This is a genomic window from Acidovorax sp. FG48, assembly GCF_057809085.1.
The window spans coordinates 364,410-381,056 of sequence record NZ_JBMDJH010000004.1 but is presented as its reverse complement, the minus strand read 5'-3'; the positions used below and the strand labels follow the sequence as shown (position 1 = coordinate 381,056).

General features: G+C 54.2%; 16 protein-coding genes. 1 reads left to right on the top strand and 15 read right to left on the bottom strand.

Annotation, left to right across the window (positions count from 1 at the left end):
* Positions 1-182 precede the first annotated feature (182 nt).
* The 6 genes from ACODSU_RS08825 to ACODSU_RS08800 all read right to left on the bottom strand — a co-directional run bounded on the left by ACODSU_RS08825 (position 183) and on the right by ACODSU_RS08800 (position 3,901).
* On the bottom strand, positions 183-1,079 hold the full coding sequence (locus ACODSU_RS08825) for a hypothetical protein (RefSeq protein ID WP_488841741.1): 897 nt from the start codon (positions 1,077-1,079) through the stop codon (positions 183-185).
* A gap of 244 nt (positions 1,080-1,323) precedes the next feature.
* Positions 1,324-1,887 (bottom strand): hypothetical protein, encoded by a 564-nt coding sequence (locus tag ACODSU_RS08820; RefSeq protein ID WP_488841739.1) that lies wholly within the window; start codon positions 1,885-1,887, stop codon positions 1,324-1,326.
* 587 nt (positions 1,888-2,474) lie between these two features.
* Complete coding sequence (locus ACODSU_RS08815) at positions 2,475-2,735, bottom strand: hypothetical protein (RefSeq protein ID WP_488841737.1); 261 nt, start codon at positions 2,733-2,735, stop codon at positions 2,475-2,477.
* Between the two features lie 98 nt (positions 2,736-2,833).
* Positions 2,834-3,475 (bottom strand): ERCC4 domain-containing protein, encoded by a 642-nt coding sequence (locus ACODSU_RS08810; protein WP_488841735.1) that lies wholly within the window; start codon positions 3,473-3,475, stop codon positions 2,834-2,836.
* Complete coding sequence (locus ACODSU_RS08805) at positions 3,472-3,657, bottom strand: hypothetical protein (protein WP_488841733.1); 186 nt, start codon at positions 3,655-3,657, stop codon at positions 3,472-3,474. Before ACODSU_RS08805 ends, ACODSU_RS08810 begins: the two co-directional genes overlap by 4 nt.
* A 55-nt stretch (positions 3,658-3,712) precedes the next feature.
* Positions 3,713-3,901 carry a hypothetical protein gene (locus tag ACODSU_RS08800; RefSeq protein ID WP_488841731.1) on the bottom strand — a complete coding sequence of 63 codons (189 nt, stop codon included), beginning with the start codon at positions 3,899-3,901 and terminating at the stop codon, positions 3,713-3,715.
* A 417-nt stretch (positions 3,902-4,318) separates the two neighbouring features.
* On the opposite strand from ACODSU_RS08800, the gene ACODSU_RS08795 reads away from it, so the two are divergent.
* Positions 4,319-5,584 carry a hypothetical protein gene (locus ACODSU_RS08795; RefSeq protein WP_488841730.1) on the top strand — a complete coding sequence of 422 codons (1,266 nt, stop codon included), beginning with the start codon at positions 4,319-4,321 and terminating at the stop codon, positions 5,582-5,584.
* Between the two features lie 4 nt (positions 5,585-5,588).
* Here the strand turns inward: ACODSU_RS08795 and ACODSU_RS08790 are convergent, their stop codons facing one another.
* The 9 genes from ACODSU_RS08790 to ACODSU_RS08750 all read right to left on the bottom strand — a co-directional run bounded on the left by ACODSU_RS08790 (position 5,589) and on the right by ACODSU_RS08750 (position 16,284).
* Positions 5,589-6,419, bottom strand: a complete 831-nt coding sequence (locus tag ACODSU_RS08790; protein WP_488841728.1) for a DUF7281 domain-containing protein — start codon at positions 6,417-6,419, stop codon at positions 5,589-5,591.
* Positions 6,416-7,654, bottom strand: a complete 1,239-nt coding sequence (locus tag ACODSU_RS08785; protein ID WP_488841727.1) for a hypothetical protein — start codon at positions 7,652-7,654, stop codon at positions 6,416-6,418. Before ACODSU_RS08785 ends, ACODSU_RS08790 begins: the two co-directional genes overlap by 4 nt.
* On the bottom strand, positions 7,651-8,307 hold the full coding sequence (locus tag ACODSU_RS08780) for a hypothetical protein (RefSeq protein WP_488841725.1): 657 nt from the start codon (positions 8,305-8,307) through the stop codon (positions 7,651-7,653). The genes ACODSU_RS08785 and ACODSU_RS08780 overlap by 4 nt, the downstream gene beginning before the upstream one ends.
* Entirely contained in the window at positions 8,304-12,002 is a 3,699-nt protein-coding gene (locus tag ACODSU_RS08775; protein ID WP_488841723.1) for an ATP-binding protein, read from the bottom strand. Before ACODSU_RS08775 ends, ACODSU_RS08780 begins: the two co-directional genes overlap by 4 nt.
* Positions 12,003-12,056: 54 nt before the next feature.
* Positions 12,057-12,377: a hypothetical protein gene (locus tag ACODSU_RS08770; RefSeq protein ID WP_488841721.1), complete on the bottom strand. Its 321-nt coding sequence runs from the start codon at positions 12,375-12,377 to the stop codon at positions 12,057-12,059.
* 697 nt (positions 12,378-13,074) lie between these two features.
* Positions 13,075-14,028, bottom strand: a complete 954-nt coding sequence (locus tag ACODSU_RS08765) for a hypothetical protein (RefSeq protein WP_488841720.1) — start codon at positions 14,026-14,028, stop codon at positions 13,075-13,077.
* An 84-nt stretch (positions 14,029-14,112) separates the two neighbouring features.
* Entirely contained in the window at positions 14,113-14,358 is a 246-nt protein-coding gene (locus ACODSU_RS08760) for a hypothetical protein (RefSeq protein ID WP_488841719.1), read from the bottom strand.
* A gap of 48 nt (positions 14,359-14,406) precedes the next feature.
* On the bottom strand, positions 14,407-14,616 hold the full coding sequence (locus tag ACODSU_RS08755; protein WP_488841718.1) for a hypothetical protein: 210 nt from the start codon (positions 14,614-14,616) through the stop codon (positions 14,407-14,409).
* A gap of 222 nt (positions 14,617-14,838) precedes the next feature.
* Complete coding sequence (locus tag ACODSU_RS08750; protein ID WP_488841716.1) at positions 14,839-16,284, bottom strand: hypothetical protein; 1,446 nt, start codon at positions 16,282-16,284, stop codon at positions 14,839-14,841.
* Between the last annotated feature and the right edge of the window lie 363 nt (positions 16,285-16,647).

Here is a 16,647-nt window from a genome sequence, read left to right as displayed (position 1 = left end):
GCCAGTGCTAGCTTTTCGTACCGTCACTTATTGCACTGAAAACGAGGAGACCCCTAGAAAGTGGAGCACCCTCCCCCACCGGGGTTAGGTGCCCCTGGTGGGTTGAGATTGCCGCGTACCGGCCTGGTTAGGCCTGCGGACCTTTGCTATTGCTCCGCGACGCTTTCTGCGGTGCGGTGCGATCAGGCAGCGAGTTTCCAGACACCACGATCGACCGGGGCGAAGTAGTCTTCGTTGGAGTTCAACGTTTGACGGATCTTCGCCTGCCAATTGGGATTCGCGGCAAGGCGGTCAGGCGCGTTTTCAGCGACCTTTGCATAGATCTCCGCCAAGCAGGCGGAGCCCCCGAGGCTCATCAGCACGGTACGAACGATTGCTTTCCAGGTGGAAGTCAGTCGCGCGCTCTGCTGGCGGGCCATGGAAGCGAGATCAGACAACATCGACATCACATGCTTAGGCTTCTGGAAGAGGAGGATGTACTCGTGACGGATGAAGGGGAACTTCATACGGCCGTAGTGCTTTTTCTCGCTCATCACGTTGTGCTGCGCCTTGATCAAGACTGCTGCCAACTCGTCGCTTGGCATGCGACTGATGACTTCTGCCTGGTAGCTGGTGTAGCGGCCATTCCGGCGCCAGTCACCAATGATAGTTCCGTAGATGCCACCAGGTACCGTTGCTGCCCTTTGGTTCAGCATGACTACCTGCAGCTTCTCATGGAAGTCGTTGTCGTCAATTGCATGCGACAAATCACTAGGGTGAGGTTCGCTACCCCATACGTTCGATGAGTAAATTACTTGCGCGCCGTATGGCGGGTGGGATACCGTCATTTCGACCTCCTGCCCAATCCGCTCAACGATGCTATCTCGCAGTGCATCAAACCCAGAGTGAAGGTCCAACCCGAAGGCCTTGATGTTCATCTCCTGCGCGACCTCGATCGATGTTCCGCTGCCCATCATGGGGTCGCAGAATGACTGCGGCTTCAGTTGCTCGAACAACTCTCGGTAAATGTGCCCCGAGCAGTTTCCACGCCAGCGGGAATCGCCCCATGGGCCACGGTCGGGGAAAGAAAGAATGCTCATTGTGGTTTCCTTTTGAAGATGGAGACCACCACCCCCTGGGGGATGGTGAAATCCCCGGTGGGTCAAAGTTGATGTGCCTATTCGGACACGATGAATGCTGTGTTGGTCTGCGACCTGGCCAGCTGCCGTCATGCCTTGTGTCGTAGACACATGGCTTGAATGCTTACCGAGCCCCCAACGCGTGAGGGATTGGCAAGCACCCTCATGAAGAGGAGCGCTCGCTTGAGACTGCCGCGTACGGAGGTTACCCCTCCGGGTGGCGTTTTGCTGTTGTCCGAATCAGATGCTCGATGTGCTCCCGTACCTTTGGTGCTTTTCTCTCAAGAGCCCCCAATGGCATGGGCATTCCGGCCTGAGCCAAGAGCACAAGGTCCTCGACCGTCGCCAGGTCCGCGTGCTCGTAGATGCTCAACAGGCGCTCACCAGACTTGTAGAGGTCAACCCAAGTCAGGAGTTTGTCGGCGAACTCACCCCCGCCTCGCGAACGGAGATAGCCGATGTACACCTCGTTTACGACTTCGCCGTAGGTGAAGACTTCTGAGATCGCGGCCGCAAGGGAAACGAGCCCGACTTGACGCTGGGTCACTTTCGCGGCGGAAGACCTTGAAGACAGCTCGATGACCACTGGGCGTTCCAGCGGTAGGCGAGAAATCCAGTCTTTTGTTCGCTTGGGGAGGTCCTTGGTGGCGATAAAGGCACCCGGGGGGTACCACTCCCCATTTGGACCTGTTTCCCCACCCTTCTTGGCCCGTTTCTGGCCATTGGTGGGGTTTTCTTGGGAGGCACAAGCAGTGCCGTGGGAATTCATGTTCGCTCCTCAATGAAAAAGAGGAGCACAAACCCATGGTGGGGATGAACTCCCCGGTGGGCTGGAAAAGGGCGTAGAGCCCCAGTTGATGCTGCTTCACCCTAGGGTACGGCCAGCTACCGCTCACAAAGGCGCTATTGGCACCGTTGTGAACAAATTGACTGCCAATCTGAGACTGGAAATCGGTTCCGGGAAGTGTACTGGAAATGAAGGATTGCGCCCAGAGCAGGCGGGCGGCGGCTAGCTCCGGCCAATTCTGGTCGTAAGAATCGATTCCAGCCGATCGGGGGCGTTTGGGAAGTGTTGCATGACCCTGGGGCCATATGCGGCAGCAGAGCGCAGACATTGGAGGGTCTCCTGCCTGCCTTCTGGCTTGCTTCCCAAATCGCACTCCAACGCAAGCAACGCGAGAAGTGCACGATCAGGTTGAGCGAGCCCCATCACCGAAAACCCCAAGTCAGCATCCAGGCGGGCGTGGTCCTTCTCTGCGGAAATTCTCCCAAGCTGCTTCGCCCCATAGAACACGCCTGCAAGAGTCAGCATCGTCCCTGCTACGACCCAGACCAGCTTACTTCGGGGAGTTCGGATCATTTTTCGCTGTCGGCAGCGTGCAGCTGCTTTCCAAACACTTCCTCCGCGTGCGCCAAGAGTTCATGACCAAAGCCACGATAGCGTTTGGAATCGCGAGCACAAAAGTAGCCCTTCCAGGTTGACTCTGCAAGAGGCCGGACCTTGATGTCCTTGTTGAAAAGCGCAAGCGCCGCTACCTGGGTGAGACCGGCCTCAGCAACAAGCACTTTCAGACGCTCATTGTTCTCATGGGGCGCGGCCCTGGCTTTCGTGTTCATGCACACCATTTTACTGACCAGGGTCTACACCGGCACTGGTGGAAGTCAGGTCCATAGGCCCTCTACAGAATGAGAGCCTCTTGGGCAGTGGAGCTTTGTCAGCCGTTCACCTGGTAGGTGACAAGTTCGCGAATCTGTTCAGCGGTTTTGCGGCCGACTCCCTTCACCTCGCAAAGCTGATCCGTCGTAGCGCTGTAGACGCGCTCAACCGACCCGAAGTGCGCGAGCAACTTCTTTGCCGTAGCGGGCCCGCACAACCCCTCAACCGCAAACTGGGCAAGGACCTTGAAGTCCTTGGGCTTTGAGCCCCGCAGAGAGATTTCGTAGCCCAGACCTTCCTGCGCGTGTCGGGCCATCACCTCAATGAAGCTGGCCGAGTCGATTGGGTTGCGGGTTTGAATGAGGCTGACCCCTTCGATGACGGCCAGCCAGGAAAGCGCACCACGCAAAGCCTCTGGCGCAATCTGGGATCTGGTGGCAAAAACATCACCCTCAACCAAGACGATCACCCGAGGGTATGTCGCCTTCATCTGGGCGATCTGGCCAAAGAGACGCTTATCGAAGATGCTTGCAACGAAGTCATGTGCCGCTTTACGCTCTACGACAACATCAGGTGACAGAAGATAGTCACCGATTGTCATCTCCGCATAGTGGACCTCGACCACCTGGTTTGCATCGAGGGCTTGCGTCAGGCCTGAGCGGACTTCTCGCACATCCGCCGTGATCTGAATTCTCTTCACCGCTCGGTGCCGTTCACGAACGCCATTGCAGTGCTCATGTCGCTGCACAACATGCTGCATGCATCCCGCTTCGAAACGAATTGGGAATGATGGCTATCTACGGGCTGTACATGCGTGCCGTTGCGGGTCTTGCGCAGTACGCGCACCAGGATCAACCATCCGTTTTTCTTCGCCAAGATCATCTTGACCTCCTTGGGCTAGGGATTGTGGGTTTGGGCTGCGCAAAGACCGTGAATGTCAAGCCAACTGCTGTTGGTCGGCCTCGGAGACCACAACCTTGACTGCTACGTCGTTGAGATACAACTTGCCATCTCCATCGAGATCTAAGCCTCCCTCGATCTGTCGTTTGATCGCATCCGCAAGCTGATCTGCAGAGACTTCCATATCAATGAGTGATGCTTCATCCACTTGAACTGTGACTTCCATTTTCGGCAGACCCTTTCATTTGCATTGACGAGCCGATTTGATTCGGCAGAGACCAGTCGCTCGACGGCCTTGCTATCTTAGTGTGCATGCACACATCAATCCATCATGCGATGAGCAACGCTTTCAGTTACAGAGGATCATGCTTGTCCAAAGGACATCTGCGCGTCAGCCCGATGAGAATTACTTGGTCTTCGTCGTAGGTCTTCAGCTTTACGCACGCCTTCAAGATCTCCCACCTCCTATCTTTAATCATGCCGGGATGGAGGGGGCACTCTTCCTCAAGACACCGGGCTCGGACCCATTCGGGCGAATAAGCTGACAAAGAGACTGAGGAGGGCATAACAGATAGTTGGTTCGCAGCCGAGTAGGTCCCACGTTTATAGTCGAACAACCATCCCAGAAATCACCCGGAAGACCATGGCCCTCTACGAAATGAGTGGTGACGACTCCCTCTCACCCATACCTCTCACCAGCTTCTCCAGCATGGGGAAGTATGAGAGAAAGCACATTCAGAAGGCCCTGCGTGCTCAGATCTCGGCGATCACTCCAGGTGTGGCAACCATGGTCCTGGCCGAAGAATTTGGCGACTGGGTTGGCGCAAACCGGCGCATCGACCTGTTGTGCCTCGACAAGGACCGCAAATTGGTAGTTGTTGAACTCAAACGCGAAGACGGGGCCAGCATGGAGCTGCAGGCGATTCGCTATGCGGCCATGATCAGCGCAATGCGCTTCGAACAAGCTGTGGAGGCACATCGCAAGTACCTCGCAAGCATCGGCTCTACCAATGACCCAGAGGAGGCCATACGCGACTTTCTGGAGCTTGACGACGGTGAGCGTGTCGAGTTGGACGAGGAGGTGCGCATCGTCCTGGCAGCGGCTAGTTTCGGCACCGAATTGAGCACGACAGTCCTATGGCTCAACAAGCAAGGGCTTGACCTGCGGTGTGTACAGATGCGCCCTCACCTGCTTGACGGCCGCTTGCTGCTCGATGTGCAGCAGGTGATCCCGCTCCCCGAAGCGGCGCAGTACCAGGTGGCCATCCGCGAGAAGGAAGCACAGCAGGCCGTCGTAAGATCCTCCGAGCGCAACATGACGAAGTACAACCTGTCCATCGATGGCAGGACCTTCGCCAACCTGGCAGGCCGCCGCGTCGTCTACGAAATCATCGCGGAAGCACTTCGACAGGGTGTGAAGCTTGATGCAATCGCAAGAGCGCTACCGTCGAAAGGTGATTCCGTTTTCTTGTCAGCGCCTGGCCAACTGAGTGAGGCACAGCTCCTTGAGCGGACTGGGAACCCGGGTAGCGGCTACTTCAGCCAAGACAGCATGCTTCTCCACGCAGAAGGCCGCACCCTCGCTGTCTCCAAACGTTGGGGCGATCAAGTCATGGACGCGATCTCCAGCATCACGGATCTGCTCCCTGCAGAGAATGTCAGTGTCGTGTTGTCCACCCCGACAGGCGAGCCTGAGATTGTCGCTTACGATGACTTCCAGATCATGCGGGACGAGAGCACTACCATCACGGTAACGAAGGGCGGTGTGGCGTGCACACCGACGATTCGTGTGCTGCGCGAACTTGCTGCCAAGCTGGGCATCGAGGTCACAAATGGAGCGGGCAAAGACATGAATACCCGTCAGCTGGGGGCAAAGGTCATGGATGCGGTACGGGCCCTGCCCTCATAGATCACTACTTGGGGGCCAAAAGCATGCGTTCCTGGGTGAGGCCAGCCCTCCCCTCCTTGAGGGCCTTCCATGCCACCTGAACTACAGCGGCTGTTGCACGATCAAGGGTAGCCCCCCACTGAGGCTCCTGTTGGGCGTACAACTGGCGTCCGCGCTGATTCGAGGATGCTGTAGCCATCCATTCCCACGCCGGAAACAGGAGCTTTTGAAGGCGAGCAACCGGCAGGCCGCAGGCTATTCCCAATCCTGCGGGATCAAAATCAACGAATGCCCACAGGGGCTCGGGCCGTACGTCCAAAAGGGCCCCAACGTTCGCTGCAGAGAACTTGTTGTCACCCCGGAAAACATACAGAACTGCCTTGGATGACACGTCGATCCAACGGTAAGCGTGAATTGCTTTCAAGGCCTCCCAGTTCTCGACGATGCAAATCACGTCACAGCCTATCGGTTTCAGTGCCTCTGCCGTGCTTACCAGACACATGCCAGGAGGACTTGTCCAAGGCATGCCGTTCAACGTGCATCCAGGGCCTGCCACCACGGCAATCTCTCCCTCATGGGGACCAAGAGTGCCTGCTTTTTCGGACATGCCGCCATACTGAGCTGCCGTAGCACGTGTTGCGCCGGATCCGAGTCCTTGGGTTGGAAGTCCATGAAGTCGGAGCAGCTGTTCTGCATGCAAATAATGGCGCTCTTCGTAGAGGACATAGCGCCCCGCCCGCTTCCCTAAGCCGTATTCATTGCAGAAGAACACCGCTACGCTCCCAGCTTCGCGGTCTGCAGGCTTCACCGCGACCAGACGTTGAAGGAATGCTCGCTCCGCCGATGTAAGGCTCACAGCGCTTCTCTCTTCACCAAGATGTCGTAAAAGGGTTCATTGAGAACGAACACACCTGGGATCGGTGTAGAGAGAACCTCCAGCCTGTACTCCGGGCCCTGCAATTGAGCAAAGCCGTACATCAACCATGCACCTTCATCCAGGTCTGCGAGGTCAGGGTACTGGCGCTTGAAACTGGCCAAGGACTGATACCCAGCTTCCGGGGCATTCAACGCGGAAATGAATTCACGCAGCGCCCTTTCGTGGGGGGCCTCCTCCTCGATGACAACGCCGTCGTCTTCGTCAGTGATCATCCTCTGGGGAACAGGTGGAGGCTTGACTTTCGGTTCTGGCTTGGGTGGAGGCAGTGCCCCTACGATCCGGGCAAGCCCCTCAGATACCAGTACATCAGAATCCCCAACGTCAGGTTGCGGCCGTACCTTGATCCGCTCAGGCCGCCAGAGGGCCACCGCAGCATTCTGCAGATCTACGCCTTCGAGCCCCCACCCAGTAGTCGTTTTGTTACGGTCAAGCCAAAGGGCGAAGTTGGAGAGGTTCTTCAGCCGAGCCTCCATACGCCGAGCATCAAAGAGCCTGCGGGTGATTGCTGCCTGAGCATCCTTGAGTTGCCCTGTCCATCCCAGCAGTCGAGAACCCAGCCTGCGGGAAATCAAGGTTCTCACCCCGCTTAAACCCGATGCAATGGCTTCATCATCCACGCGTTCAACAAATCGCCGGATGTACTCCATGTCCCTAAGAAATGAGACAACCTGGGCGGCGTAATAGGCGTTCTGCGCGATCTTCGCCTGGAGTCCCACCACGTTCCCGAACTGCGACCCTAGGAGCACGTAGAGCATCGCCAAGTTGTGCTCGATGCTGTATGCGATATCGGCAATCGATTCATCCAGGGCGGCGAGTATGGTGTCCACGTTCCGCCGCGTGCCCTTTTCCTTGAGACGGCGCAACTCCCGCCACTGGGCATTAGCCTGGCGCAGCGTTCCAGATACACCCCGCAGAGACTGGTAGGCGTGATAGCTGGACAAATGATCCGCTATGAACTCACGAAGGCGAGGGTTTAGGCGGTAGGTGTCCTCGTCGTAAGGCTTGAGGGCACCGGCCTCGAAAAGAGATTCGATGGCCTTGGCACGCTGCCGAGTGACGCCAGTCAACTCTCCATCGAATGCTTCGGATACGAGTTCGGAATGCCGGTGCAGGACCCCGAGCAGCTTCTCGACCTGATCGCTACGCTCAGTCATAGGGGGTCCTCATCAGCGTTGGCCAAGTCAATCAGATCCGGATCATCTACCTCCGACTCATCGACCTCCGTGTCCGGTATCACTTTGTTCTCGCTGAGGAACTGCAGCACGGCATAGAGCTGCTCTACCTTGCCTGTTACGCGGTAGGTCTCCGTCTCCTTGGAGGCCAGGTACACATAGCCATCTTTGGCCAGGTGCATAAGGAGGCGTCTCAGGTTCTCCCGTACGCTGTTGCGTGGATTGCCATCATGGATCACCGCCAACTTGCTCCGAAGCAACATCTCCAGGGTGCCCGAGTTGGCCACCGCAGACTCCAGCTCGAACAAGGGAATGTATTCACCTGGCGAAAGCACAAGACCAAGACTGTCCGCCTGACGGATCAAGTCAAGCATCACGACGGCAGGCCCGTACACATCACGAAAATCGAGCAACTCTCTGCGCAGGCGTGCCTGGTCAAGGGCGGTCACCACAAGAGGCGCCATGAAGAACGCCCCATCCCCCCCCAAGCGCGCGAGACGCATATTCAGGCCGGCAAGCCAGCTATCCACCCTCTCCTGTTCAGCTGGATCCTGCAGAACCTCGTACTCGGTGGGATAGCGTACGTCGCAGATGTATTCCCCTTCCAGAAGCAATCGTGTGCATTGGGTGTTCATACGCTGGTCTCCTCCACGACCGCCTTAGGTTCGCTTGATGGATGCGGTTGATACAAGCGCACCCGGCCACGATCCTCGAAGAGATACCGTCGAGCGAAGTACCCGCGCTGCATCAGGTCCAGTGAAGGAGAGGCGGTCACGAAATCGATGCGGTTGTCCTTGAGCATCTGCAGCAGTGCTTTGAGGTTCCCCTTGTCGAAATCTCCAATCTCGTCCGTGAGCCACGGCACGTACACTGGATCGCTTCCGCGCATGGTGTTCACCAGGGCGATCATCAAGGTGATCATCACCAAGCTGGTCAGGCCGTTACTGGATATGGCTTCAAGTTCGCTTTGACGCTTGAACTCGCGCAGCGTGCCGTTGTCAACGACGCTGCCACCGACCGTGATGTACGCCCCCAGATTGATCTCAAGGCTCCCATCACGGCCCAACACGCTTGAAAAGTCGCCCAGTGCACTGGCAATCTCCCGTGGAGCGAGTTCGCGGTCATCAATGTAGGCGGGGCTGGATTGGTAGTTTTTGATCAGCTCGGCCATCTTCTTCAGCTTCGTGTAAAAGCCTAGATCCTCGAAGGTGGTCTCAATCCTGAGCTTGAGGTCACTGATCCGTTCAAAACAGGTCACGCCGCTGAGACCATCCTGGACCTGGCGGTTGACGCGGCCCACCTCGGTCTTGAAATTCAGAAGCGTGTTGTGCAGTGCGTCGATATTCGCGAAGATGGTCTTCAGCTCCAGATTGTTGGGCCGAATGACCTCAGCGCCAATCTGTCCATGGCACTGGCACAACGCGATCGCCTGACCGATGTCTGACCCCATGCGAGCAGTGTCTTGGCTGAGCCAGTTTTCAACGAACTTGCCCAACTGCTTGTGACCAGAAAGCAGCTTCCCTGAGATGTGGTTGTGGCGGGTTCGAATGCCCCCCATCACCAGGTCAATGTCTGAGCGCGCCTCCTCAACCTGACTTCGAAGAACATCCGCCTTATCTTTGAGCGTTGTCGTTGGCTGCACATAGGCTGGGCGCCCATCAAAACTGCTCAATAGGTGGTCGAGACTGTTCGCCTCAATCTCCAACTCAGAAATTCGCCTCTCCAGAGCCTCCACGTCAGTGTTGAACTGGCGATTCCTGTTGCGGACTTTGTCATCGAATGCATTGAGGTCACGACGAGATGCCTCAGCGCGATCGCCCGCCTGTTTGGCAACATCCCTGGCCGCTGAAACGCTGGCGATGCCACCCTTTGCCTGGAACTCCTCCCAGGCTTCCACAAGTGGCTTGTGGGACTCAATTTGGCGAAGCTCATCCTTGACATCCTCCAGTTCCTTCTGCAGCCCAGAAAGTCCTTCGACATCAACCCCGCTGTCTGCTAAGCGTTTTTCTACCTGCTCATCCAGGGACGTAAGTTCGCTTTGAAGTTCACGTTCCGCTTTTTCGATAGCCTGGTCGATCTGTTTCAGCGCGCTATTTCTGGCTACGAGAGCAGCATTACGTAGGTCGTTGTATTCGCGTTGGATACTGGCGAGACGGGCGCTTTTATCGCTTTCGACTCCTGCCAAATCTCGGTTGAGCGCCGCCAATTCAGCGTTCAACTCCTCGACTTTTTCTGCAGCTCTAGTACCAGCGTCACGGGTTGCATTGGAAAGTTCCTGCTCTGCCTGTTCCTTGGTGATGTCAAGCGTGTCGGCCTGGCCTTCACAGATGGCTAGTTCACCCTTCGCATGATTGAGGTCGGCAACAGCGGTCTTGACAGCCTCCGAGCTAGTCTCCAATGCACTTAAGGCCGATTGAAGGTGGGCTTTTGCAGTCGATACCTTATCCAGTGCGACCTGAATCGCTGCCCGCGAAGCCTCATCGTCCGCCCAAGCTGGGGTTGAAACCTGGTCTAGGTGCAGTCCCCACCCGTACAGCGTTGACGACTCCAGTTCGATGAACTCTGGTGCAAGATCGGAGCGCTTCAGCAGCTCCTCGTTCAAGGTCTTCGCTAGATTCGATTTCCAGTGATCATTGGGATGGTTTCTCAGCGCGCGGAGCAAGGTTCCTTCGGCGGGTGATGCAAGAGCCTGCACGTTGTCGAATTCAGTTTCCGCGATGCTGAGCTTGGAGCGCATCTGCCGAACCACTTCCTCCTGATGCTGAAAGGCCGCTATCGCGGTCACCTGGGCGGCCGTCTTGACTGCAAGGTTTTGCTGTGCACTGTTCAACGACCTGCCATGCGAAAGGAGCGCTTCATTGGCACTTCGCAAGGCATCGACGAATCGCTTGTCAGCTTGAGGTCTATTAGCCGTGGCTTGCCACCCCCCCAGCTCAATCGACTTTTGCGTGATTGTCTGGGAAAGATCGCTGGCCTTCTTTTCAAACCAATTCCGAGCCTCATTGCTGGAGACAACCTCCTGCGAGTTGATCTTTTCAACACTAGCGTCGTACTCTTCGCGCGGGCCGGTTTTTTTCGCCTCAAATCCCTTGACTATCTCCGCTGTGGCTTTTGTCGCTGTGTTTTTCAGTTCATCGAAACCCTTTACCACTTCCGTCATCGCGGCTGTGGTCAGCCCGATACGTGTTCCCAATCTTTCCTTTTTTTCCAGCAAGGCGGGCTCGTTGAGAATTTTGGTCTGCCAAACTGCAGCGTCTTGCTCTACAAAGCGTTCCCACTTGGCTCCAAGCTCACTACTTAGCGTGGCCGCAGCCAGAGCTTCCCCATTTCTCTCGCTTACCAATGCTTCAAGGGCGTTTCGGTCGGTGGTTTCCAATTCGATTTCCGCTGCGCGACCAGTGTTCAAAAGGGTCAGACTTTCCGCCGCCTCTTTTTTTGCGCTTTGCTTTAGGTCTCTCAGGTTGCTGACGTTCCAATACAGCCCGCGCAGAGTGGATTCAAGCTTCGCATACTTCTCGATAGCGTCCCTCTGCTCAGCCACTTTGGGGGCAAGTTGGATCGCCTCCTCGCATGCACGGCGGAGCGACACCCAATCTTCGATTTGAGAGGTCTTCTGCTTGAAGGGAATTTTCCCGTGTTCGCTCTGTCCCATGTTTGTTTGGACACGGCTGATGGCGACCTGAACGATGTCATTCAGATCAACCTTGTCCATCAACATGGCGCCCATCAGGCGGTCCAGAAGGTCCAATGAATTGGGGCCGAAGGAATGCTCTACGCGATAGTCGCGCAACCGCTTGTCCTTGAGCGGATTTGAGGAACGAAGGATTACAGACCGGTACTCTGGGGATGAGAGCATTTTGGTCGATTCAATCCCCAATTCGTTGGCCTGATCCTGAGACTCAGCGTCCGTTAGAAAGAGGCCGTCCTTGACGAACAGCCGCTCATCGAAGCCACTTCGGTAGATTCGATATACCGGGGCATTTTCGTCATCAGTGCGCCTGCGAAGCACTGCAAGGCGAAGGTCCCCCACATCACCGCGCTGGTACTCATAGGCAATGGCGCTTGTGTCGTTTGGGAGCAGGAACCGGATCGTTCCTGAAGGTCCACTGGCACCTGTAGCCAGCTTGCTGGGAAGGTAGCCGAAGAAGAGAGGCAAGAGGCGTAGCGTCGTGGTCTTTCCAACGCCATTGGCACCAAGGACGGCCGCGCCACCGCGTGGATCTATAGCGGTGATGCGCGCGCTGGGAACATTCTTGTTGGTGCCAGCATTGATCAAAACCATCTGGCGGAGCTGGTATCGCTTTTCCTCGGTGCTCGATTGAGTCTGCATGTCATGCCCTGCCGCTCCTCACGGGGGCCTTCCTTCCATCAATATGAGATTGGGTCAATCGAGTCCGAACCATCCGCCTTTTGTGGCGGTCATTTGTTCCTCGATTGATCTTGGACCCGTAAACAGCATGAGCTTACGGTCAGCCCTGGTGTGGAAATGCACCTCAGGGTTCGCCTGCTCAAAATATGGCATGACACCCACCGGTTCACCAAGGGAAAGATTTTTTCTCAGCTGCGCGGGCGTTTCACGACGGTGCTGCGACGCCTCTTCGGCAGTGTGAAACAGACTTGGTAGGGCTATGTCGGTCGTTCCGTCGTAGACGAAGTAGAGAAGATGGCCATCGCCAAAGCGAACAGCGCCAATGTATCGAGCCAAATCAAGCTCCCTCACTGGGCTTGGTCGGGCCGTAGGCAAAGCAGACTGCGCGCCTGGAGTGATGCGGCATTTGCGGATCGCCTGGGATCAATCACGGGGCTGTGGCGTAGCACGCCACACGGTCAGCATGTGGGCCATCCACTCTGGGCCTACACGATCCACGGCATATGCGATCGAGTCGTTGGGTGCAAGCTCTCGCATGCGCCCAGAAGCCAAGGCGACGTAAAGACGCTCTCCTGTGGAAAGGACACCCACACGACGGTATTCACCGTCCCAGGCTTCCCTTGCAATTTCGTCGAGATAGTTGAGATCAGACATTGGCGATCCATCAAAAAAAATTGGCGAAGTCGATTTAAGCACTAATTCTCTTTCGTTTCGACTCCATTGCAAGTCGAAACTATGTGCTCCAAAACCATTCTTCTATGCACTCAAGAAGAGGCTTACGTTTCTGACAGTTTCTTCGACAGTCGAGAATAAAAAACCAATACCGGAGACAACCACAAGAACAAAATTATCAGACACCTTCCATACCAAGGGAACATGTCCAACAATTGCCATTTGATGATGGTTCCACCAACCAGCAGAACGGCGATGAAAAACAGGCTGATGGTCGATAATATTCTCTGACGGTTTCTAATTCTCGTCCTAGCTGACGCTACTTCAGGTGACATTGGCATGAGAAATCCTTTCTCTAGAATCAAGATTTGCGCAACTGAAGCCAGATTTTGTCAGCCCGCTCTCCAATTTGATTCAAGGTTGGGGTTCGTGATTCATCCGTTACATACCATCCAGCAGCGATCAAATCCTTTAATGGAATGACCCACTTGTTCGCTAATTTGATACATTGAAAGGTCACCTCAGACAACTTACGACCAGGAATCAATAAAGTGGTTGATTCGCAACTAACCACGGTTCCTGCTGGCGAATTATTGATTCGATCAAGAATCTCTATTTTTTCTTTTTCGCGTTCAGCATTGGCAATGACTTTCTGCTTTTGCGCCTCCGCATTTGCAATAGAACTGTATTCAGCATTCCTAGATGTAAAAAGTGATTGATACTCGTCTGGAGACATCAAAGCAAACTTTTGAACTAGCTCACGCTTAGGGCAACGCGATGTCGAGCAGGAAATTGCCAATGCCCATAAATCACTGAAATATTGAATGGACTGAACTCTGACAGCACCAGATATAGGCTGCATCGTTATAGTCCCGGTTGAAGGCTGGAAACAGGTCTGAGGAGTTGGCGCTGCTCCTTTGTCGCATTTCCACAGCTGGGTAGTGTCAATGTCTTCGAATTTACTTTCGTTCGTTGCGAACCGATTTGGCAAAAAAACATTAAGCGAAACCCATTCGGCAGAAACCAGGCTCGCAAGAGGCACAATCGCCGTTGGCAACCCACTACCCTTTTTAAAGAGAGCAATCATCAAATCGCCGTCAGACTTCGGAAGTAAAGAGTATTTTCCAGCAACTGATCTCCAGGACTCAATTTGTATTTTACCCAGAGACTCCCTCTCAGTCCCTTTGTCGATTGAGAACGTGATTAACGTCGGCTGTAACTTCTTGGCAGATGCAGGAACGGTCTGTGCTGCCCCCATACCTGGAATAGCCATTGCACCCAAAAGCATGGTGAACGCGATGTATTTGTATTTCATTATTTGGATTTCCGCAGTGAGCTTTGGGTTGTAAAAAACGAACGACCTGTCGCTTTGAAAATGCAGGACATTCGAGAAGAAAAATTAGCTACGAACGACGTTGAGCCCAAGCTCTTGGGCACGCATTTTGGCTTTCTCAACAGTCTCACAGCAGTCGATCCAGAATGCCTGATCAGAAGCAACTGCGATCGCAATAGGGGGCACGTCCGGACCGCACTCGTCTTGAGGGCCAATCACTACGTCTACCCCTTCGGCAAGATATGTCTCCATCTGGGCCTTTACTTCAGGAAACACTGCAGCGACGTGCGCAATTTGGATGGGAGTGAGCATTTATCGGCCTTGAAACATAGGACTCTTTGATGAAGATTTTCACGGAAACTACAAACCTATATCTCCAACATCCCGAAGACCTCCTTTACGATCGCTTTGCATGATATTGATGTCCCTGACCCCGCCACTCTCGAATTGAGTTCCCGAGTCTTCGAAATCTGGCGATTGAAATGCTCCTGGTGATGCATCGTCTTTTCTTTTGTTTTTGATATAAAAACCCACAATCAAAACCACAACTATCACCAACAACAATTCCATATATACACCAATTTTTTAGAACTATATTCATGCGCAGAAAACACACGCAAATTCAAGGAAAAACATGACGTTAGACGGTCGGGCTTCTTTCCCACCAGCGGGCCATAAGGCCACCGATTAAAACAGGTGTTCTGCGGCTTTCGCTTTCCATGCCGCTGTCTACTCTGCTGTGTCTTTAAGTGGCGCAGCCAGTGCGAGACCCCAGCTCCCAGCTTTTCATGTTTATGCATTCCCTTTCGGTCGTTTTACATGGCTCTTTCCTTGGTGGCGCATGTCTTGAATCTCTATGCCAAGATCTGTGCGACGCTTGATCACTGCAGAGCGGCTAAACCCGAGCTGCATGGCAAGCTTTCTATCTGACATGGTACCCAATAGCGCAATTTTGTCGGGCGTCCATCGCGTCTCAAGAACAGAGGGAATGCCAAGAGTAATGCGGCGCTGGCGTACCGCTGTATATGGAAGTTTCAATTTCTGCGCTACTTCCAAATCGGTCATGGTACCCATTAAAGCATCTTGTTCTGTTGTCCATTGCCTTGTTCTGACACCAATATCGGAATAAGGCGCGATGCTCAGCTCCCTCCGCCGCGAGCGGACAGTTGAGAGACCTACTCCTATCATCTCAGCAATTTTGTGATCCGGCATTGTCCCAAGCAGCGCGATGTTTTCCGGCGTCCAAAATTTTTCTGTGAACGCAGGAATTCCCAATGCAATACGACGGTTGCGAATCGTCCCGTAAGACATCCCCAACTTTTTAACTAAATTCATGTCGGGTACTGTTCCCAACAAGGTATCAATTTCAGGCGACCACTTCACGACTCGGCCATTGCCAGAAAATGCACGAATATTCAGACTTTTACGACGACTGCTAACAATATTTGCTTTGCATCCAAGCTTCTTGGCCAGAAGCCAGTCGCTCATGGTCCCCAGTAGTGCATCCATGTCCGGAGTCCACGGCATCGGTCCTGCCTCCGGGATTTTCAGGGCTTTACGACGCGCAATTACTCTCCTGCTGGAAAGTCCTAATTTTTGCGCTAATTCGGCGTCAGGAATGGTTCCCAGCAGGGCTTCCATATGAGGGGTCCAGCGGCGTGACAAGTCATACGCGGGAATATTCATTTGTTTTCGGCGGGCCCGCACAACTTTCGCCGATACTCCCCATTGCGCAGCGAGTTTTTTATCAGGTTCTTTTCCCAGCAATGCGATTTGTTCTTCGGTCAACGTGTCGGCTATTCTTGGCGCCACATTGAGAGCAATACACAGGAACATGCGCCGTCTACGGACACTGGTTGTAGATATGCACAGCTGCTTTGCAATCTCACTGTCAGGTAAGGTTCCAAGCAGGGCGTCCATTGATGGGGACCAATCGATTTTGCCGCTGGGTGATTCAGATTCAACTTTCGCCGGTATTCCAAGCAACTTGCGACGGTTGGCGACATGGGTACGGGAAACACCGAGCTTCTGTGCGAGCTGTCGATCCCCCATGGTGCCGAGTTGGGCCTCGATCTCCGGAGTCCACTCATATTTTTTGTGCACTTTCCGAGGATTTTGCTGTGCATTGGCTGTAAGGACTTCGCCTCTTACTGTCGATTCAGCATGGATGAAGCTCTTAATGGTTTTAAAAGCAGATTCCCAGGGAGAGGGAAAGGTCGCTGATACATTCTTCAACATAGCCAGGCTTCTCAAATTTCAGTTAGAAGAAAGTAAAACAAATATGCCTTGGACATTGACGGGGGTAGTCTTCACGTTTTCGCAAGATATTGCAATTAATTAGCAATGCAAGAATCTTACATTGATTAGCCAGCCTGGACAACCGTCTGTTTGAAAAGCTCGTCAAAGCCCCTCTCAAGTGCAAGGGACCGCACCGATATTCATCAGATGTTTCCAATACCTATAACGGTGAAATGTTTGGCATCACAAACGCGCTTGACACTTATTTATCGTAGATTTACATGGCTATATCACCAGTTTTGCATGGCCAAGACGCTTTTTATGGTTATGACCGCAATAGCATCTCTTGATCAGTGAGCTATT

Excerpts from the sequence above, each read along its gene's own strand:
- ACODSU_RS08825 (WP_488841741.1), bottom strand. The coding sequence starts at position 1,079 with ATGAGCATTCTTTCTTTCCCCGACCGTGGCCCATGGGGCGATTCCCGC.
- ACODSU_RS08820 (WP_488841739.1), bottom strand. The coding sequence starts at position 1,887 with ATGAATTCCCACGGCACTGCTTGTGCCTCCCAAGAAAACCCCACCAAT.
- ACODSU_RS08815 (WP_488841737.1), bottom strand. The coding sequence starts at position 2,735 with ATGAACACGAAAGCCAGGGCCGCGCCCCATGAGAACAATGAGCGTCTG.
- ACODSU_RS08805 (WP_488841733.1), bottom strand. The coding sequence starts at position 3,657 with ATGATCTTGGCGAAGAAAAACGGATGGTTGATCCTGGTGCGCGTACTG.
- ACODSU_RS08800 (WP_488841731.1), bottom strand. The coding sequence starts at position 3,901 with ATGGAAGTCACAGTTCAAGTGGATGAAGCATCACTCATTGATATGGAA.
- ACODSU_RS08795 (WP_488841730.1), top strand. The coding sequence starts at position 4,319 with ATGGCCCTCTACGAAATGAGTGGTGACGACTCCCTCTCACCCATACCT.
- ACODSU_RS08785 (WP_488841727.1), bottom strand. The coding sequence starts at position 7,654 with ATGACTGAGCGTAGCGATCAGGTCGAGAAGCTGCTCGGGGTCCTGCAC.
- ACODSU_RS08780 (WP_488841725.1), bottom strand. The coding sequence starts at position 8,307 with ATGAACACCCAATGCACACGATTGCTTCTGGAAGGGGAATACATCTGC.
- ACODSU_RS08775 (WP_488841723.1), bottom strand. The coding sequence starts at position 12,002 with ATGCAGACTCAATCGAGCACCGAGGAAAAGCGATACCAGCTCCGCCAG.
- ACODSU_RS08765 (WP_488841720.1), bottom strand. The coding sequence starts at position 14,028 with ATGAAATACAAATACATCGCGTTCACCATGCTTTTGGGTGCAATGGCT.
- ACODSU_RS08760 (WP_488841719.1), bottom strand. The coding sequence starts at position 14,358 with ATGCTCACTCCCATCCAAATTGCGCACGTCGCTGCAGTGTTTCCTGAA.
- ACODSU_RS08755 (WP_488841718.1), bottom strand. The coding sequence starts at position 14,616 with ATGGAATTGTTGTTGGTGATAGTTGTGGTTTTGATTGTGGGTTTTTAT.
- ACODSU_RS08750 (WP_488841716.1), bottom strand. The coding sequence starts at position 16,284 with ATGTTGAAGAATGTATCAGCGACCTTTCCCTCTCCCTGGGAATCTGCT.